General features: G+C 71.9%; 12 protein-coding genes. 5 read left to right on the top strand and 7 right to left on the bottom strand.

The features are described from left to right. Positions 1-62: 62 nt before the first annotated feature. Positions 63-773 (bottom strand): response regulator transcription factor, encoded by a 711-nt coding sequence (locus FE811_RS11410; protein ID WP_036757120.1) that lies wholly within the window; start codon positions 771-773, stop codon positions 63-65. A gap of 190 nt (positions 774-963) precedes the next feature. Between FE811_RS11410 and FE811_RS11405 the strand changes: the two genes are divergently transcribed. The 3 genes from FE811_RS11405 to FE811_RS11395 are packed head-to-tail and all read left to right on the top strand — an operon-like array spanning position 964 to position 3,311. Beyond that, positions 964-1,941, top strand: coding sequence for an ABC transporter substrate-binding protein (locus FE811_RS11405; RefSeq protein ID WP_116222014.1), 978 nt, complete (start codon positions 964-966; stop codon positions 1,939-1,941). 7 nt (positions 1,942-1,948) lie between these two features. Continuing rightward, positions 1,949-2,731, top strand: coding sequence for an ABC transporter permease (locus FE811_RS11400; RefSeq protein ID WP_114535793.1), 783 nt, complete (start codon positions 1,949-1,951; stop codon positions 2,729-2,731). Further along, entirely contained in the window at positions 2,721-3,311 is a 591-nt protein-coding gene (locus FE811_RS11395; RefSeq protein ID WP_116222013.1) for an ATP-binding cassette domain-containing protein, read from the top strand. Before FE811_RS11400 ends, FE811_RS11395 begins: the two co-directional genes overlap by 11 nt. Here FE811_RS11395 and FE811_RS11390 read toward each other — a convergent pair. The 6 genes from FE811_RS11390 to pqqA all read right to left on the bottom strand — a co-directional run bounded on the left by FE811_RS11390 (position 3,299) and on the right by pqqA (position 7,334). After that, on the bottom strand, positions 3,299-4,069 hold the full coding sequence (locus FE811_RS11390; RefSeq protein ID WP_116222012.1) for a quinoprotein dehydrogenase-associated SoxYZ-like carrier: 771 nt from the start codon (positions 4,067-4,069) through the stop codon (positions 3,299-3,301). The genes FE811_RS11395 and FE811_RS11390 overlap by 13 nt on opposite strands. Next, a complete protein-coding gene (gene pqqE / locus FE811_RS11385) occupies positions 4,066-5,202 on the bottom strand; it encodes a pyrroloquinoline quinone biosynthesis protein PqqE (RefSeq protein WP_052096009.1) in 1,137 nt (378 codons plus the stop codon). Before pqqE ends, FE811_RS11390 begins: the two co-directional genes overlap by 4 nt. After that, entirely contained in the window at positions 5,199-5,498 is a 300-nt protein-coding gene (gene pqqD / locus FE811_RS11380; protein WP_036757092.1) for a pyrroloquinoline quinone biosynthesis peptide chaperone PqqD, read from the bottom strand. The genes pqqE and pqqD overlap by 4 nt, the downstream gene beginning before the upstream one ends. Beyond that, on the bottom strand, positions 5,495-6,289 hold the full coding sequence (gene pqqC, locus FE811_RS11375) for a pyrroloquinoline-quinone synthase PqqC (RefSeq protein ID WP_116222010.1): 795 nt from the start codon (positions 6,287-6,289) through the stop codon (positions 5,495-5,497). Before pqqC ends, pqqD begins: the two co-directional genes overlap by 4 nt. Further along, positions 6,286-7,176 carry a pyrroloquinoline quinone biosynthesis protein PqqB gene (gene pqqB / locus FE811_RS11370; protein ID WP_116222009.1) on the bottom strand — a complete coding sequence of 297 codons (891 nt, stop codon included), beginning with the start codon at positions 7,174-7,176 and terminating at the stop codon, positions 6,286-6,288. Before pqqB ends, pqqC begins: the two co-directional genes overlap by 4 nt. A gap of 65 nt (positions 7,177-7,241) precedes the next feature. Beyond that, positions 7,242-7,334 (bottom strand): pyrroloquinoline quinone precursor peptide PqqA, encoded by a 93-nt coding sequence (pqqA, locus tag FE811_RS11365; RefSeq protein ID WP_036757082.1) that lies wholly within the window; start codon positions 7,332-7,334, stop codon positions 7,242-7,244. A gap of 138 nt (positions 7,335-7,472) precedes the next feature. Between pqqA and FE811_RS11360 the strand changes: the two genes are divergently transcribed. Both FE811_RS11360 and FE811_RS11355 read left to right on the top strand, forming a co-directional pair. Next, on the top strand, positions 7,473-8,528 hold the full coding sequence (locus tag FE811_RS11360) for a quinoprotein relay system zinc metallohydrolase 2 (RefSeq protein ID WP_116222008.1): 1,056 nt from the start codon (positions 7,473-7,475) through the stop codon (positions 8,526-8,528). Positions 8,529-8,585: 57 nt separating this feature from the next. Beyond that, positions 8,586-14,087: an alpha-2-macroglobulin family protein gene (locus FE811_RS11355; RefSeq protein WP_116222007.1), complete on the top strand. Its 5,502-nt coding sequence runs from the start codon at positions 8,586-8,588 to the stop codon at positions 14,085-14,087. The last annotated feature ends 62 nt before the right edge of the window (positions 14,088-14,149 follow it).

Below are 14,149 nucleotides of genomic sequence, written 5' to 3'. Positions count from 1 at the left end.
CGGCGGCACGGCCGGCCGCGCCTCGGACCGCGCGCCGGGCCAGGGTTCGGGCGAGGCCGCGCTCATGCCGGTTCGAACAGCCTGACGCTATTGGCCAGCAGCACCGCCTGGGTGCGGCGGCGGGCGTTGATCTTGGACATGATCGCGGTGATGTGGGTCTTGACCGTCGCCTCGGCGATGGACAGCTCGTAGCTGATTTCCTTGTTCGCCTTGCCCTGGCAGATCAGCCGCAGGATCTTCATCTGCTGCGGCGTCAGCGTGGCGAAGCGGCGGGCCAGCTCGGCGCGGGCCGCGTCCTCGGCGCCGGCATGGTCGGGCTGGTAGCTGTCGGGCGTCACCCGCTCGCCCTCCCACATGCGGCGCAGGCTGTCCACCAGCGCCTCGCGGCCCAGCGACTTGCTGATATAGCCCTGCGCCCCCGCCGCCATCGCGGCCGAGATCATGGCGTTTTCCAGATCGGCCGAGATCATGGTGATCGGCACATCCGGGATCTGGCGGCGCAGCGTCACCAGCCCCTCGGCGCCCCTGGCATCGGGCAGGTTCAGGTCCAGGATCACCGCATCCGGCGCGCCCTGGTTGCGGATCTGTTCCAGCGCGGCGGCAAGGCTGCGGGCGGTGCGCACGTTCCTGAGCCCGAAGCTGATCTTCAGCGTCAGGGCCAGGGCGTCGCACATCAGCGGATGGTCGTCCACGATCAGGATCTCGCGGACGCGGTCGGCGGAAAGCCTTGGCGATGCGGCGCGGTCCTGCGACTGCATTTCGGCTGAGGCCATCGTTCTCCTCCCCAAGAAACGACAGGGGCCGGGGCCTTGGCGCTCCGGCCTTTATCCATCCATCTTAAGACCGCCGCCCGCCGGCGCAAGCCCGTTGGACGCCGGGGCGGGTTTCGGGCTACGACTTCGGTTGTATTGGCCGAAACCAAGGCACATGGCAATTTGACCGGGGCAAAGGGGGAAAATCACCATGCCGTTCAGCCGCAGAATCGCCCTGCTGGCGGGGGCCGCCGCCTTGGCCGGGCTGGCGCGGCCCGCCTTGGCCCAGACCCCCGCCATCCGCATCGGCACGCTGGAAAACGGCACCGTCACCTGGGAGATCGAGACGATCCGCAGGCGCGGCCTGGACACCGCCAACGGCTTTCGGCTGCAGCCGATGATCCTGGCCGGCAACCCCGCCACCCAGGTCGCCATGCAGGGGGCCGATGTCGATACCATCGTCTCGGACTGGCTGTGGGTGGCGCAGCAGCGGGCGCGCGGCACGGGCTTTCGCTTCCTGCCCTATTCCACCGCCGTGGGCGGCGTGATGGTGCCGGCGCAAAGCCCGGTGCGGGTGCTGGCCGACCTCAGGGGCAAGAAGATCGGCATCGCCGGCGGGCCGGTGGACAAGAGCTGGCTGATCCTGCGCGCCTGGTCGCGCGAGAAGCTGGGCGAGGATCTGGCCGACGTGACGCAGCAGGTCTTCGGCGCGCCGCCGATGATCCTGAACGCCGCCGAGACCGGCGAGGTCGATGCCGCGATCAACTTCTGGCATTTCCAGGCCCGGATGCAGGCGCGCGGCATGCGCGAGATCATCTCGGTCGAGACGGCGGCGGGCGACCTGGGCCTCGACCCCTCGACGCCGCTTCTGGGCTATGTGCTGCGCGACGACTGGATCGCGGCCAACCCGGCGCTGGCGGCGGGGCTGGCGCGCGCATCCCGCGCGGCCAAGGATCTGCTGGCCCAGGACGACGCCGCCTGGGACGAGCTGCGCCCGATCATGCAGGCCGGTGACGAGGCCGAGTTCCAGGCGCTGAAGGCCGGCTGGCGCGCCGGCATCCCCGCCCCCGGCCCGGTCGATGCCGCGAACGCGCAAAGGATGTTCGCCACCATGGCGGAACTGGGCGGCAACGAATTGACCGGCGGCCTTTCCGCCCTGCCCGAGGGCCTGTTCTGGTGGCCGGAGTAGCCCCGCCTTGACCGGAGCGCCGAAACCCCCTGCGTTGCGTCCGGGCCTGGTGCCGGGGGTGCTGTCGATCCTGGCCATGCTGCTGGTCTGGACCCTGGCCTCGCAGCTGACCGACCGGCCGCAGACCCTGCCCGCGCCCTGGGACGTCGCCGCGCGCATCATGCGCCTGGCCGCGACCGGAGAGCTGTGGTTCAACGCCGGGATGACGATGTTCCGCGTGGTCGCGAGCTTCGCGCTGGCCATGGCGGCGGGCATGGCGCTGGGGCTGTGGATGGGCCGCAGCCGCGGCGCCGACCAATGGCTGAACCCCGGCCTCATCATCCTGCTGAACGTGCCGGCGCTGGTGGTGATCGTGCTGTGCTATATCTGGATCGGGCTGAACGAGACCGCCGCCGTCCTGGCCGTCGCGCTGAACAAGATCCCGGTGGTCACGGTGATGATCCGCGAAGGCACGCGGGCGCTGCGCCCCGACCTGGACGACATGGCCCGCGCCTTTCGCATGCGGCCCTGGGCGCGGCTGCGCCATGTGGTGCTGCCGCAGCTGGCGCCGCATGTCGCCGCCTCGGCGCGGGCCGGGATCTCGCTGATCTGGAAGATCGTGCTGGTGGTCGAGTTCCTGGGTCGCTCGAACGGCGTCGGCTTCAAGATCCACCTGCTGTTTTCCAGCTTCGACGTGACCGGCGTGCTGGCCTGGGCGCTGGCCTTCGTCGCCGTCATGCTGGCCATCGACCTCATCCTGCTGCGGCCGTGGGAGAGCCGCGCCAACCGCTGGAGGCAGGATGCGGCTTGAGCTGGAGGCCAAGTCCTTCGGCCCGCGGCAGGTGCTGGGCCGGCTGGCGCTGTCGGTCGCGCGCGGCGAGCGGCTGGCGATCCTGGGCCCCTCGGGCATCGGCAAATCGACACTGCTGCGCATCCTGGCCGGGCTCGACGCGGACTATCGCGGCCGGCTGGAGGGCGCCGAGCGCCTTGCCGTGGTGTTCCAGGAGCCGGTGTTGCTGCCCTGGCGCGATGCGGTCGGCAACATCGCCATCCCGACCGGCTGCGACGCGGCCACGGCGCGGGACTGGCTGGCGCAGGTCGGGCTGGCGGGGCACGAGGCGAAGTTCCCGCGCCAGCTTTCGCTGGGCCAGCAGCGCCGGCTGGCGCTGGCCCGCGCCTTTGCCGCCGGGCCGGACATCCTGCTGATGGACGAGCCCTTCGCCTCGCTGGACGGGGACACGGCGGCGCGGATGCTGGCGCTGACCGATGCGCTGCTGGCCCGCACCGGCGCCGGGCTGGTGCTGGTCACGCATGACCCGGCCGAGGCAGCGGCGCTAGGCGCCCGCCCCCTGCATCTGGGCGGCGATCCGGCGCGGCTTCAGAAGGACTGATCCCAAACCCGGCCCTCGGTATCCTCGGCATGGACCGTCACCGGCCCCTCACCGGGCGCATGGGCAAAGCGGAATACCGGGTCTTCGGAAATCGAGATCCCGGCCTCCATGGTGAACAGCGGCGCCTCGCCCTGCCTGACCTCCAGCGTCTGGATGAACTCGGCCGGGATGGTCAGCAGCGTCACCTGGTCGCGTTGCAGGCCCGAGAAATTCGGGTGCCGGATCATCAGCGTGCCGACCTTTCTCCCGCCCTCCTCGGCCGCGCGAAAGCGCATCTCGCCCATGGTGGCGCGCACCTCGTCCATGCTTTTGCCGGCCGGGGCCGCGCAGCCGCCCGAGGCTTTCACGAAGCGGCCGGCCATGACCTTGCGCCCATCCGCCAGCGTGGCGATGGCGCGCAGGTCGGAATAATTGTCCACCCGCACCCGCACCTCGAAATCCAGCGGCATCAGCGCCTCGCCGAATGTGAACTCGGCCGCGACCGGCGCGGGATTGCCGTCCACCACCAGCGCCAGCGCCCGGATCGCCGGCGCGCCAGGCGGCTGGGTGATGCGCACCGGCACCAGCGCCGGGTTGTCGGCCCGCGGCGGCGCGTCGAGGTCGAAGACCGCCGGATCGACCGGCGGCTCCTCATCGGTGCCGATCACGGCAAGCCGCATGTCCTCCCACAGGGCCGAGGGCTGCATGGGATTGGCGACCTCGGCCGCCAGCGCCCCCGGCGCCAGCATCATCGCGGCAAGCAGGCAAGCCAGCCTCATCCCCGTTTCTCCCTTGTCATGCGGCGATAGACCAGCACGGTCGAATCGCTCGCCGCCTCGGCCTCGGCCGCCGCGCGCAACCGGGCGTGCAGGCTGGAGCGCGAACAGACCGGATCGGTCGCCCGCGCGTCGCCCGCCAGCGCCATCGCCTGGCAGCGGCAGCCGCCGAAGTCGATCTCGCGCCGCTCGCAGGAGGCGCAGGGCTCGGGCATCCAGCCGGTGCCGCGAAAGGCGTTGAAGGCCGCGCCGTCGTGCCAGATCCGGGCCAGCGGCACCGCGCGCACGTTCTCGAACGCCAGGCCCTTGATGGTCTGGGCGGCGTGGCAGGGCAGCACGGTGCCGTCGGGCGCCACGTTCAGCCCGGTCGAGCCCCAGCCGCCCATGCAGCTTTTCGGAAAGGCCGCCAGGTGGTCGGCGGGCACATAGTCGATGACCATGCGGCCTTGCAGGCGCAGGCGGGCGGCGTCCACCACCTCGCGCGCGCGGATCGCCTGGGCCTGGGTCGGCATCAGCGGCAGGCGGTTCAGCTCGGCCCAGCCGTGGAACTGCACCGTCGCCACCTCGATGCGGCGGCAGCCGAGCCGCTCGGCCAGGTCGATCATCTCGGGCAGGCGGTCCAGGTTCTGGCGATGCACCACCGCGTTCAGCGTCAGCGGAAAGCCGATGGCGCGGACCCATTCCGCCACCTGCATCTTGCGCGCGAAGCTGCCGCCATAGCCGCTGATCCAGTCGGCCATCTCGGCGTCGATGCCTTGCAGGGACAGCTGGACGTGATCGACCGCGCCGTCCAGCTCGCGCAGCCGCGACTCGGTCAGCCCGATGCCCGAGGTGATGAGGTTGACGTAAAGCCCGGCGTCGCGGGCCGCGGCGGCGATCTCGGCCAGGTCGCGGCGCGAGGCGGGCTCGCCGCCCGACAGATGCACCTGCAACACGCCCAGATCGGCGGCCTGGCGGAACACATCCGCCCATTCGGCCGCCTTCAGCTCGGCGCTGGCGCGGGTCAGCTCGACCGGGTTCGAGCAATAGGGGCAGGCCAGCGGGCAGCGATGCGTCAGTTCCGCCAGCATGGCCATGGGCAGGCCGACACGGACCGGGTTGCCGTCGATGTCGCGGGGGGCGGGATCGTCTCTCATGCCGCCTCCCCCTCCAGGAACACCATGCGCCGGTCGATCAGGCCGCGCAGGAACTCCTGCACGTCGCCTTCGATCTGCTCGGCCGGCGCGTCGTAGCGGGTGCAGAGCGTCTCGATCACCTCGGCCAGGCTGCGCCTGCCGTCCAGTTCCGACAGGATCGCATGGCCCACCGGGTCGAGCTGGATCACCCGCTCGGGCGCCAGCAGCACGCGGATGCCGCGCACGCGGTCGTCGTGAAGCCGCACCCCGCGCGGCAGATAGGGCACCGCGGCGCCGCTGATGCGATCCGCGCTCATGAGGCCCCCGCGGCCTCGGGGACCGGCTCGGGGATGGCCGCGTCCAGCAGCCCCTCGCCCGGACGCCAGGCGCCGGGGGGGATGTTGCCCTGCACATAGCCGTGCCACAGCGCATCGAGCTGCGCCCAAAGCACGTCGGTCTTGAAGACCAGCGCCGCCGCCGCCGCGTCCTGCCGTTCCAGCGTATCGGCACGGTCCAGCACGTAGTTCAGGCCGAACTCCACGTCCTTCGGCGCCTCGGCCAGCCGGTTGCGGAAATAGGCGAGGCTGGCGTCGTCGGCGAAATCGTAATGCTTCAGCAACCCCTCGATCCGCTCGGCGTGGATCCTGGGCGCGAACATCTCGGTCAGGCTGGCGGCCACGGCATCCAGCAGCGGCATGTCGCGCACGAAGCGGACATAGGCATCGACGGCAAAGCGGGTCGCCGGCATCACGCCCACGCCGCTGGCGACGTAATCGGGGTCGAGGCCGACGGCGCGGGCCAGCGCCAGCCAGCGCCGGATGCCGCCGCCCTGATCGACGCCGCCGTCGTGATCCTCGATGCGACTGCGCCAGATGCGGCGCAGCTGCGGGTCTTCGACGCGGGACAGGAAGGCCGCGTCCTTCATCGGGATGCGCGACTGGTATTGCCAGCGGTTGACGACCCAGGCCCGCACCTCGTCGGGCGTGCATTCCCCGCCGTGCAGGCGTTTGTGGAACGGGTGGCGGTCGTGATAGCGCTCGGCGCCGATGCGACGCAGGCGCTCGTGGAACTCGGCGCGGGTCTGGGCGCGGTGGTCGGCAAGTTTCATGGCGCGATCTCCATTCCGTCATGGCCGACCTGCCAGCCCGCCGCCTGCACCTGCGCACGCTCGGGGCTGGCCGGATCGACCAGCGGGTTCGAATTGTTCAGATGCACGTAGATGCGGGCACCCAGCGCCAGGTCGCGCAGCGCCTCCAGGCTGCCGCCGGGGCCCGAGACCGGCACATGGCCCATGCGCCGCCCGGTCTTGGCCCCAAGGCCCGCGCGCAGCATCTCGTCATCCGTCCACAGCGTGCCGTCGAAGAGCAGCGCATCCGCGCCGGCGATCCGGTCGCGCAGCCAGCCGGGGACCGAGGCGCAGCCGGGAATATAGAACACCCGCCGCCCGCCGGCGGCCAGTTCGACCCCCACGGTCTGCTCGCCCATCAGCTCGGTCTCGACCCGCTCGCCCTCCAGATAAAGCGGCACCTTGCCCGGCACGGCGAAAAGCCGCGCGACCAGGCCGGGCGCCAGGTCGAAGTCCTGCTCCAGCGCCACCGGGCGCCGGGCGACCAGCCGCGGGTCCAGCGCGGCCAGCATCGGGTTGGCGGCCAGCACGTCATGGATCGCGGGCGTGGCGAACAGGTCGAACCCCTGCCCCTCGCGCAGGGTCAGCAGACCGGCGACGTGGTCGATGTCGCCATTCGTCACCAGCACCGAGCGGATCGGTGAGCCGCGCAGCCCCCCAGGCCGCAGCGCCGGCGTCGCGGCCAGTTGCTGGCGCAGGTCGGGCGAGGCGTTGACCAGCGCCCAGTCCCGGCCATTCGCGGAAACGGCAATCCCGCTTTGGCTCATGGCGGGAATGCGTCCTGCGCGCGCGGCCTCGCAATTGCGGCAGCCACAGTTCCACTGCGGCACGCCGCCACCGGCGCCGCTGCCGAGAATCACGATACGCATGGGAAAGGCTCCGGCAGGCCCGGCCCCCGTCGGCCGGGGGCCGGGCCGGGGATATCGCCGGCGGGTTAGAACAGGACCGGCTCGTCCTCGGCCGGGGCATACATGTTGATTTCCATGCCGCAGGCGATTTCCCTCGGCGCGGGTTTGGTCCAGGCCATATAACCTCCTCCTCAAGACACCGCGGGAATGCGGCTGTTTCGATGCTAAGCCGACCGGGCCACCAGTCAACACGCCAAAGGTCGTAGATGGTCCCGGTCGCGGGCTTGTGTTAGCCTTGCGCCGCGAAAGGAAAGCGGATGTTCCATCTGGTCCTTGCCGCCTGCCTGGCGGCCCAGCCCGCCACCTGCCAGCCGCGCCTGCTGCCCGCCGGCGACGCCGCCACGCGCCAGGAATGCGAAGAGCGCGCCGCCCCCATCGCCCGCGACTGGCTGGCCCGGCATCCCGAACTGACGGGCGACGAGCCGCGCTGCGTCGAGACTGCCGAACTGCCCGCCCTGAGCGTGCAGGAGGTGGCGGCGGGCGTGCATGTGCATCAGGGCGCGATGGCGCAGATCTCAAGGCAGAACCGCGGGCGGATCGCCAACCTGTCCTTTGTCGTCGGCGATACCGTGGCGGTGATCGACGCCGGCGGCAGCCGCGCCGAGGCCGAGGCGCTTTACGCCACGATCCGCGGGATCACCGACAAGCCGGTCAGCCACCTGATCCTGACCCATATGCATCCCGACCACATCCTGGGTGCCGAGGTGTTTTCCGAGGCCGGCGCCACCATCGTCGCCGATGCCCGCCTGCCCGAGGCGGTGGCGCGGCGCGCGGAAAGCTGGATGCTGTCGACCCCGCGCCAGATCGGCGAGGATGCCTTTGCCGGCACGCGCATCGCCGGCGTGGACCAGACCGTCGCGGCGCCGCAGGTGCTGTCCTTGGGCGACCGGCAGCTGCGGCTGACGCCGGTGCCGCCGGCCCATACCGGCAGCGACATGACCGTGCTGGACGAGGAAACCGCCACGCTCTTCACCGGCGATCTGGTGTTTCTGGGCCTGACGCCCTCGCTCGACGGTTCGCTGGCCGGCTGGCTCGACTGGACCGGGCGCAAGCCCGACCCCGAGCCGGCGCTGATCGTGCCCGGCCATGGCCCGGTCGCGGAAAGCTGGGACGAGGCGGTGACGCCGACGCGGCAATACCTGACCGCGCTGCGCGACGCCACGCGCGAGGCGATCGGCGCCGGCCTGCCGCTGTCGCGGGCGATCCCGGCCATCGTCGCGGCGATGATGCCGGTATCCGAGGGCTGGGCCGATTTCCGCGACACCACGGCGCGCAATGCCGCCGCGGCCTATGCCGAGCTGGAATGGGAATAGATTGCCTCGCCCGCGCCCGGATGCCACAACTATGCCGAGCGCAGAAGGAGGAAGGCCATGGCACGTCCCGTCTGGCACGGTTTCATCGCGGCAGCCCTGGGCGGGCTTCTTATCGCGGGCGGCGCGCTGGCGCAGGACGACGCGCCCCTGCCCGAGCGGCGGCTGTCCCTGCAGGCCGATACCGACCTGCCCGGCGGCGACCTGGGCCCGATCTTCGACACCACGCTGCAAGCCTGCGTGCAGGCGTGCCTTGGCAACGACGACTGCCGCGCGCTGACCTATAACCAGCGCTCCCGCGCCTGCTTTCCCAAGGGCGGCGATGCGGGCGCGCCTTCGGCGTTCGCGGGCGCGATCTCGGGCCATGTCGCGACGGCTTCGGCCGAAACGCGGCTGCGCGCCGAATCGCGCGCCGCCGCCGCACCCTTCGTCAGCGCGCAGGACCGCGAGGCGGCCCGGACACAGGCGCGGCTGTTTCCCGCCATGCATCCGGCGCTGGGTCCGGGCGATGCTGGCGCCCAGGCCGCCGAGGCCGAACGGGCCGGCGACCTGGCCGGGGCGGCGCGGATCATGGCCTCGCTGGCGGCGCGCGACGACCGGGCCGAGGACTGGACCAACCTGGCGCGGCTGACGCTTTATGTCAGCGACCAGGACGACCGCGAGGCGTCGGCATCCATCGCCTCGATGGCGATCAACGGCTATCTGCGGGCGGGCGAGGATGCGGTGGCCGCCCGCGCGCTGTCCTGGCTGGCCATGGCGTGGGAACGGCTGGACCGCGGCCGCGACGCGCTGCCGGCGCTGCGGCTGGCGGCGCAGCTTTCGCCGGGCGACAATGCCATCGCCCAGGCGCTGGAGGAATCGCAGGCCCGCAACGGGCTGCGCGTCACCGACACCCAGGTCGAATCCGAAGGCCGGATGCCGCGGTTCTGCGCGGTGATGTCGCGCAGCCTGGCCGAGGGCACCGATTACGCGCAATTCCTGCGCCTGCCCGGCCGCGACCTGACCGTCGAGGCCGATGGCGACCGGCTGTGCGTGGCCGGGCTGACCCATGGGCAAGAGGTCGAGCTGACCCTGCGCGCCGGCCTGCCCTCGGCCGATGGCGAGACGCTGGCCCGCGACGTGACGCTGAAAGGCTATGTCCGCGACCGCGCGCCCTCGGTCCGCTTTCCCGGCCGCGCCTATGTGCTGCCCGCCTCGGGCGACCAGCGGCTGGCGATGGTCACGGTCAATGCCGAGATGATCGACCTGCGGCTCCTGCGGATTTCCGACCGCAACCTGATCCGCGCCATGGCCGAGGACATGTTCGCCAAGCCCCTGGACAGCTGGCAGGCCGATTATTTCGGCGACCGCATGGCGCGCGAGGTCTGGAAGGGCACGGCGCAGGTGGCACGGCCCATGGGGCAGGAGGTGCTGAACCAGGAACTGACCACCAGCCTTTCCATCCCGGCCGAGGCCGGCCCGCTGGAGCCCGGCATCTATATCGTCGAGGCCGGGATCCAGAACCAGGACATCTCGGATACCGGGCTGGCGACGCAATGGTTCGTGATCTCGGATTTCGGGATCTCGACCTTCTCGGGCGCGGACGGGCTGACCGTCGCGGTGCGCAGCCTGGCCGATACCGCCGCCAAGGCGGGGGCCGAGGTGGCGCTGGTCAGCCGCTCGAACGAGGTGCTGGCCAGGGCCGTGACCGACGACCAGGGCCTGGCGCATTTCGCGCCGGGGCTTGCCATGGGCCGCGACGGCGCGGCGCCGGCGCTGGTCACGGTGACGGAATGGCAGGGCGAGGGCGCCGAGCGCGCACCGCGCGACATGGCCTTCCTGTCGCTGTCGGACCCCGAGTTCGACCTGTCGGACCGCGGCGTCGAGGGCCAGCCCCCCGCGCCGCCCATCGACCTGTTCGTGACCACCGACCGCGGCGCCTATCGCGTGGGCGAGACGGTGAACGCCACCGTGCTGGCCCGCGATGCCGATGCCCGCGCGCTGGAAAACCTGCCGCTGACCGCGGTGATCCTGCGCCCCGACGGGGTCGAGGCCACCCGCATGCCCGCAAGGGACGCGGGCGCCGGCGGCAGCGTGGTCGCCTGGCAGATCCCCGGCAACGCCCCGCGCGGCACCTGGCGCCTGGAGCTGCGCGCCGAGGCCGACGGCCCGGCGCTGGCCACCGCGCGGATGCTGGTCGAGGATTTCCTGCCCGAACGCATCGACTTCACCCCGCGCCTGCCGGAAGGCCCGGCCCGCGCCGGCGCGACGCTGGAGCTGTCGCTTGACGCGCATTGGCTGTTCGGCGCCCCGGCCGCGAACCTGCCGGTCGAGGGGCAGTTGCGCCTGTCGCCGACCCGCAGCCTGAGCGGCTTCGACGGCTATGTCTTTGGCCGCCACGACGACGACAGCGCGCCGGTCACGGACAGCCTGCCCGCCGGCACAACCGATGCCCAGGGCCATTACCAGGCGCAGATCGACCTGCCGGAGGCCGCCCAGCTCGGCCCCCGTCCGGTCGAGGCCGAGGTGGTGCTGGACATCCGCGAAGGCGCCGGCCGCCCGGTCGAGCGCAGCGAGTCGCGCGTGGTCATGCCCGAGGCCCCGGTCGCGGGCATCCGCCCGCTGTTCGAGGGCGACACGGTATCCGAAAACAGCGAGGCGCGTTTCGCGCTGGTCGCGGTCGGCCCGGACCTGAAGCCGGCGGCCGAGCCGCTGCGCTGGGTGCTGAACCGCATCGACACCGATCACCAATGGTATTCGCTGGGCGGGCAATGGAACTGGGAGGTGATCACCAGCCGCACCCGCATCGCCGAAGGCGTGGCCGAGCCGGGCGAGGCCCCGGCCGAGATCGCCGCCCCGGTCGAATGGGGCCAATACGAGCTTGTGGCCGAGCCGGCATCGGGCCAGGGCGGGCAAAGCTCGGCGCAGTTCTATGCCGGCTGGGGCGCGGTCGCCAATGCGGGAACCGAGACGCCGGACCGGCTGCAGGTGGTGCTGGACAAGCCCGCCTATCGCAGCGGCGAGACGGCACGGGTCCGGGTCGAGGCGGCGAGCGACGGGCTGGGCCTGGTCTCGGTGCTGTCGAACCGGCTGGTCTCGATGCAGACCATGGCGCTGAAGGCGGGCGAGAACCAGATCGACCTGCCCGTGACCGACGATTGGGGCGCCGGGGTCTATGTCACCGTCAGCGCCATCCGCCCCCTGGGCGAGGCGCGGCCGGGCGACCGCCAGCCGGTGCGCGCCCTGGGCCTGGCCCATGCCGCCGTCGATCCCGGCGACCGCAAGCTGACGGCCAGCATCACAGCCCCGGCCGAAACCCGCCCGCGCGGCACCGTCCCGGTCACGCTGAAGGTCGAGGGCGCGGCGGGCGAGACGGTCCATGCCACCGTCGCCGCCGTCGACCAGGGTATCCTGAACCTCACCCGCTTCCAGCCGCCGGACCCGTCGCAGCATTACTTCGGCCAGCGCCGGCTGGGCGTGGCGCTGCGCGACCTTTACGGCCGGCTGATCCTGCCGACCGGGGCGCCGGACGGCGCGCTGCGCGAAGGGGGCGACGCCAGCCTTGCCGGCAATGCCGAGGCGCCGCCGCCGACCGAAAAGCTGATGAGCTGGTTTTCCGGCCCGGTGACGCTGGGCGCGGACGACACCGCCACCATCGAGGTGCCGGTGGGCGATTTCAACGGCGAGTTGCGGGTGATGGCCGTGGCCTGGTCGGAAAAGGGCGTGGGCCAGGCCGATGCCTCGGTGCTGGTGCGCGATCCGGTGGTGATGACCGTGACCGCCCCCGCCTTCCTTGCCCCGAACGACAGCGCCCGGCTGGGCCTGCGGCTGACCCATACCTCGGGGCCGGCCGGAGAGATGCGGCTGGCGCTGTCGCAGGTCGGCGGCGAGGGCGGGCTGACCTATTGGGTGGAGCCCCAGGTGCAGCTGGACGAAAAGGCCGAGGCGCAGGTGGACATCCCCGTCACCGCGACCGAGGCGCTTGGCACCGCCAACCTGCGGCTGGTGCTGACCACGCCCGATGGCGAGGAACTGACCAAGGACATCGCCGTCCCCGTCGCCCTGAACGAGGCCGACATCCAGCGCCAGGACCGGCTGGTCGTCGAGCCGGGGCAAAGCCTGGCCCTGCCCGCCAGCCTGACGCAGGGCCTGTTGCCCGGCGCCGAGGTGACGGCGGCGCTTGGCCCCTATGCCCGGCTGGACGTGGCCGGCGCGCTGATGCGGCTGGCGCGCTATCCCTATGGCTGCACCGAGCAGCTGGCCTCGGGCGCGATGCCGCTGATCTACCTGCCCGGCCTTGCCGCCGCCGAGGGGGTCGAGGGCGGCGATGCGGCCGAGCAGGTGGACAAGGCGATCACCCAGATCCTGACCCGGCAGGGCTCGAACGGCGGTTTCGGGCTGTGGTCGGCCGATTCGGGCGACCTGTGGCTGGAAGCCTATGTCACCGACTTCCTGTCGCGGGCGCGGGCGGCGGGGCACCAGGTACCCGAGACCGGCTTCCGCATGGCCATCGACAACCTGCGCAACCGCGCCAATTACGCCACCGAACCCGGCGCCGCCTCGGCCGAGGAAAACGCGGCGCTGGCCTATGCGCTGGCGGTGCTGGCGCGGGAGCGGGCAGCCACGGTGGGCGATTTGCGCTATTACGCCGATACCGCCGCCGGGTCGTTCTCGACGCCCATGGGCGCGGCCAGCCTGGGGGCGGCGCTGGCCTCATACGGCGACCAGGGGCGGGCGGACCGGATGTTTGCGCAGGCGCGCAACCTGCTGAACCTGGGCGCGCCCGAGCCCCATGCCTTCCGCGCCGATTACGGCACCCGGCTGCGCGACGCGACCGCCGTGCTGGCGCTGGCGGCCGAGGCGAGGACGCAGGCCGTCGATGCCACCGACCTGACCAGCCAGATCGCCGAGCGCATCGCGCAGGCCCAGCAGGACGGCCGCAGCCTGTCCACGCAGGAATCGGTCTGGACGGTGCTGGCGGCGCAGTCGCTGTTCGGCGCGGCCCCGCCCGCGACGCTGAACGGGGTGGCGCTGACCCAGCCGGTCGCCAGCCTGCCCGCCGATGCCAGCATCGCCAATACCGGCGAGGGCGCGCTGGAGGTAACGCTGACCGCGACCGGCAAGCCCTCGGGTCCGGTCGCGGCCGGGGGCAAGGGCTATGCCATCGCGCGGCGCTATTACAGCCTGCAGGGCGAGGCGCTGGACCCCGCGCAGCTGCCGCAGGGCACGCGCATGGTCGTGGTGCTGGAGATCGCGCCGCAATCCGAGGGCGGCGGCCGGCTGGTCGTCGCCGACCCGCTGCCCGCCGGGTGGGAGATCGACAACCCCAACCTGCTGCGCGCCGGCGACGTCTCGGCGCTGGACTGGCTGGAGGGCGAGACCGCGGCCGAGATGACCGAGTTCCGCGCCGACCGCTTTGCCGCGGCGCTGACCTGGACCTCGGCCGAAAGCTTCCGGCTGGCCTATATCGTCCGCGCGGTGACGCAGGGCGAGTTCCGCCACCCGGCCGCCAGCGTCGAGGACATGTATCGCCCCGAGTTCCGCGCCTGGTCGGACGGCGGCACCGTGACCGTCACGCCCTGAACCGTCGGCACCCCGGCCCCGAAGCGGCCGGGGTGTTTCGTCGCGGGCGCTTCACGAAAGCA

It is taken from the genome of Paracoccus sp. FO-3, from assembly GCF_006386455.1.
GTDB lineage: Bacteria > Pseudomonadota > Alphaproteobacteria > Rhodobacterales > Rhodobacteraceae > Paracoccus > Paracoccus versutus.
Note: the sequence above shows the minus strand (reverse complement) of the source record. Positions and strands in the feature narration are given on the sequence as shown.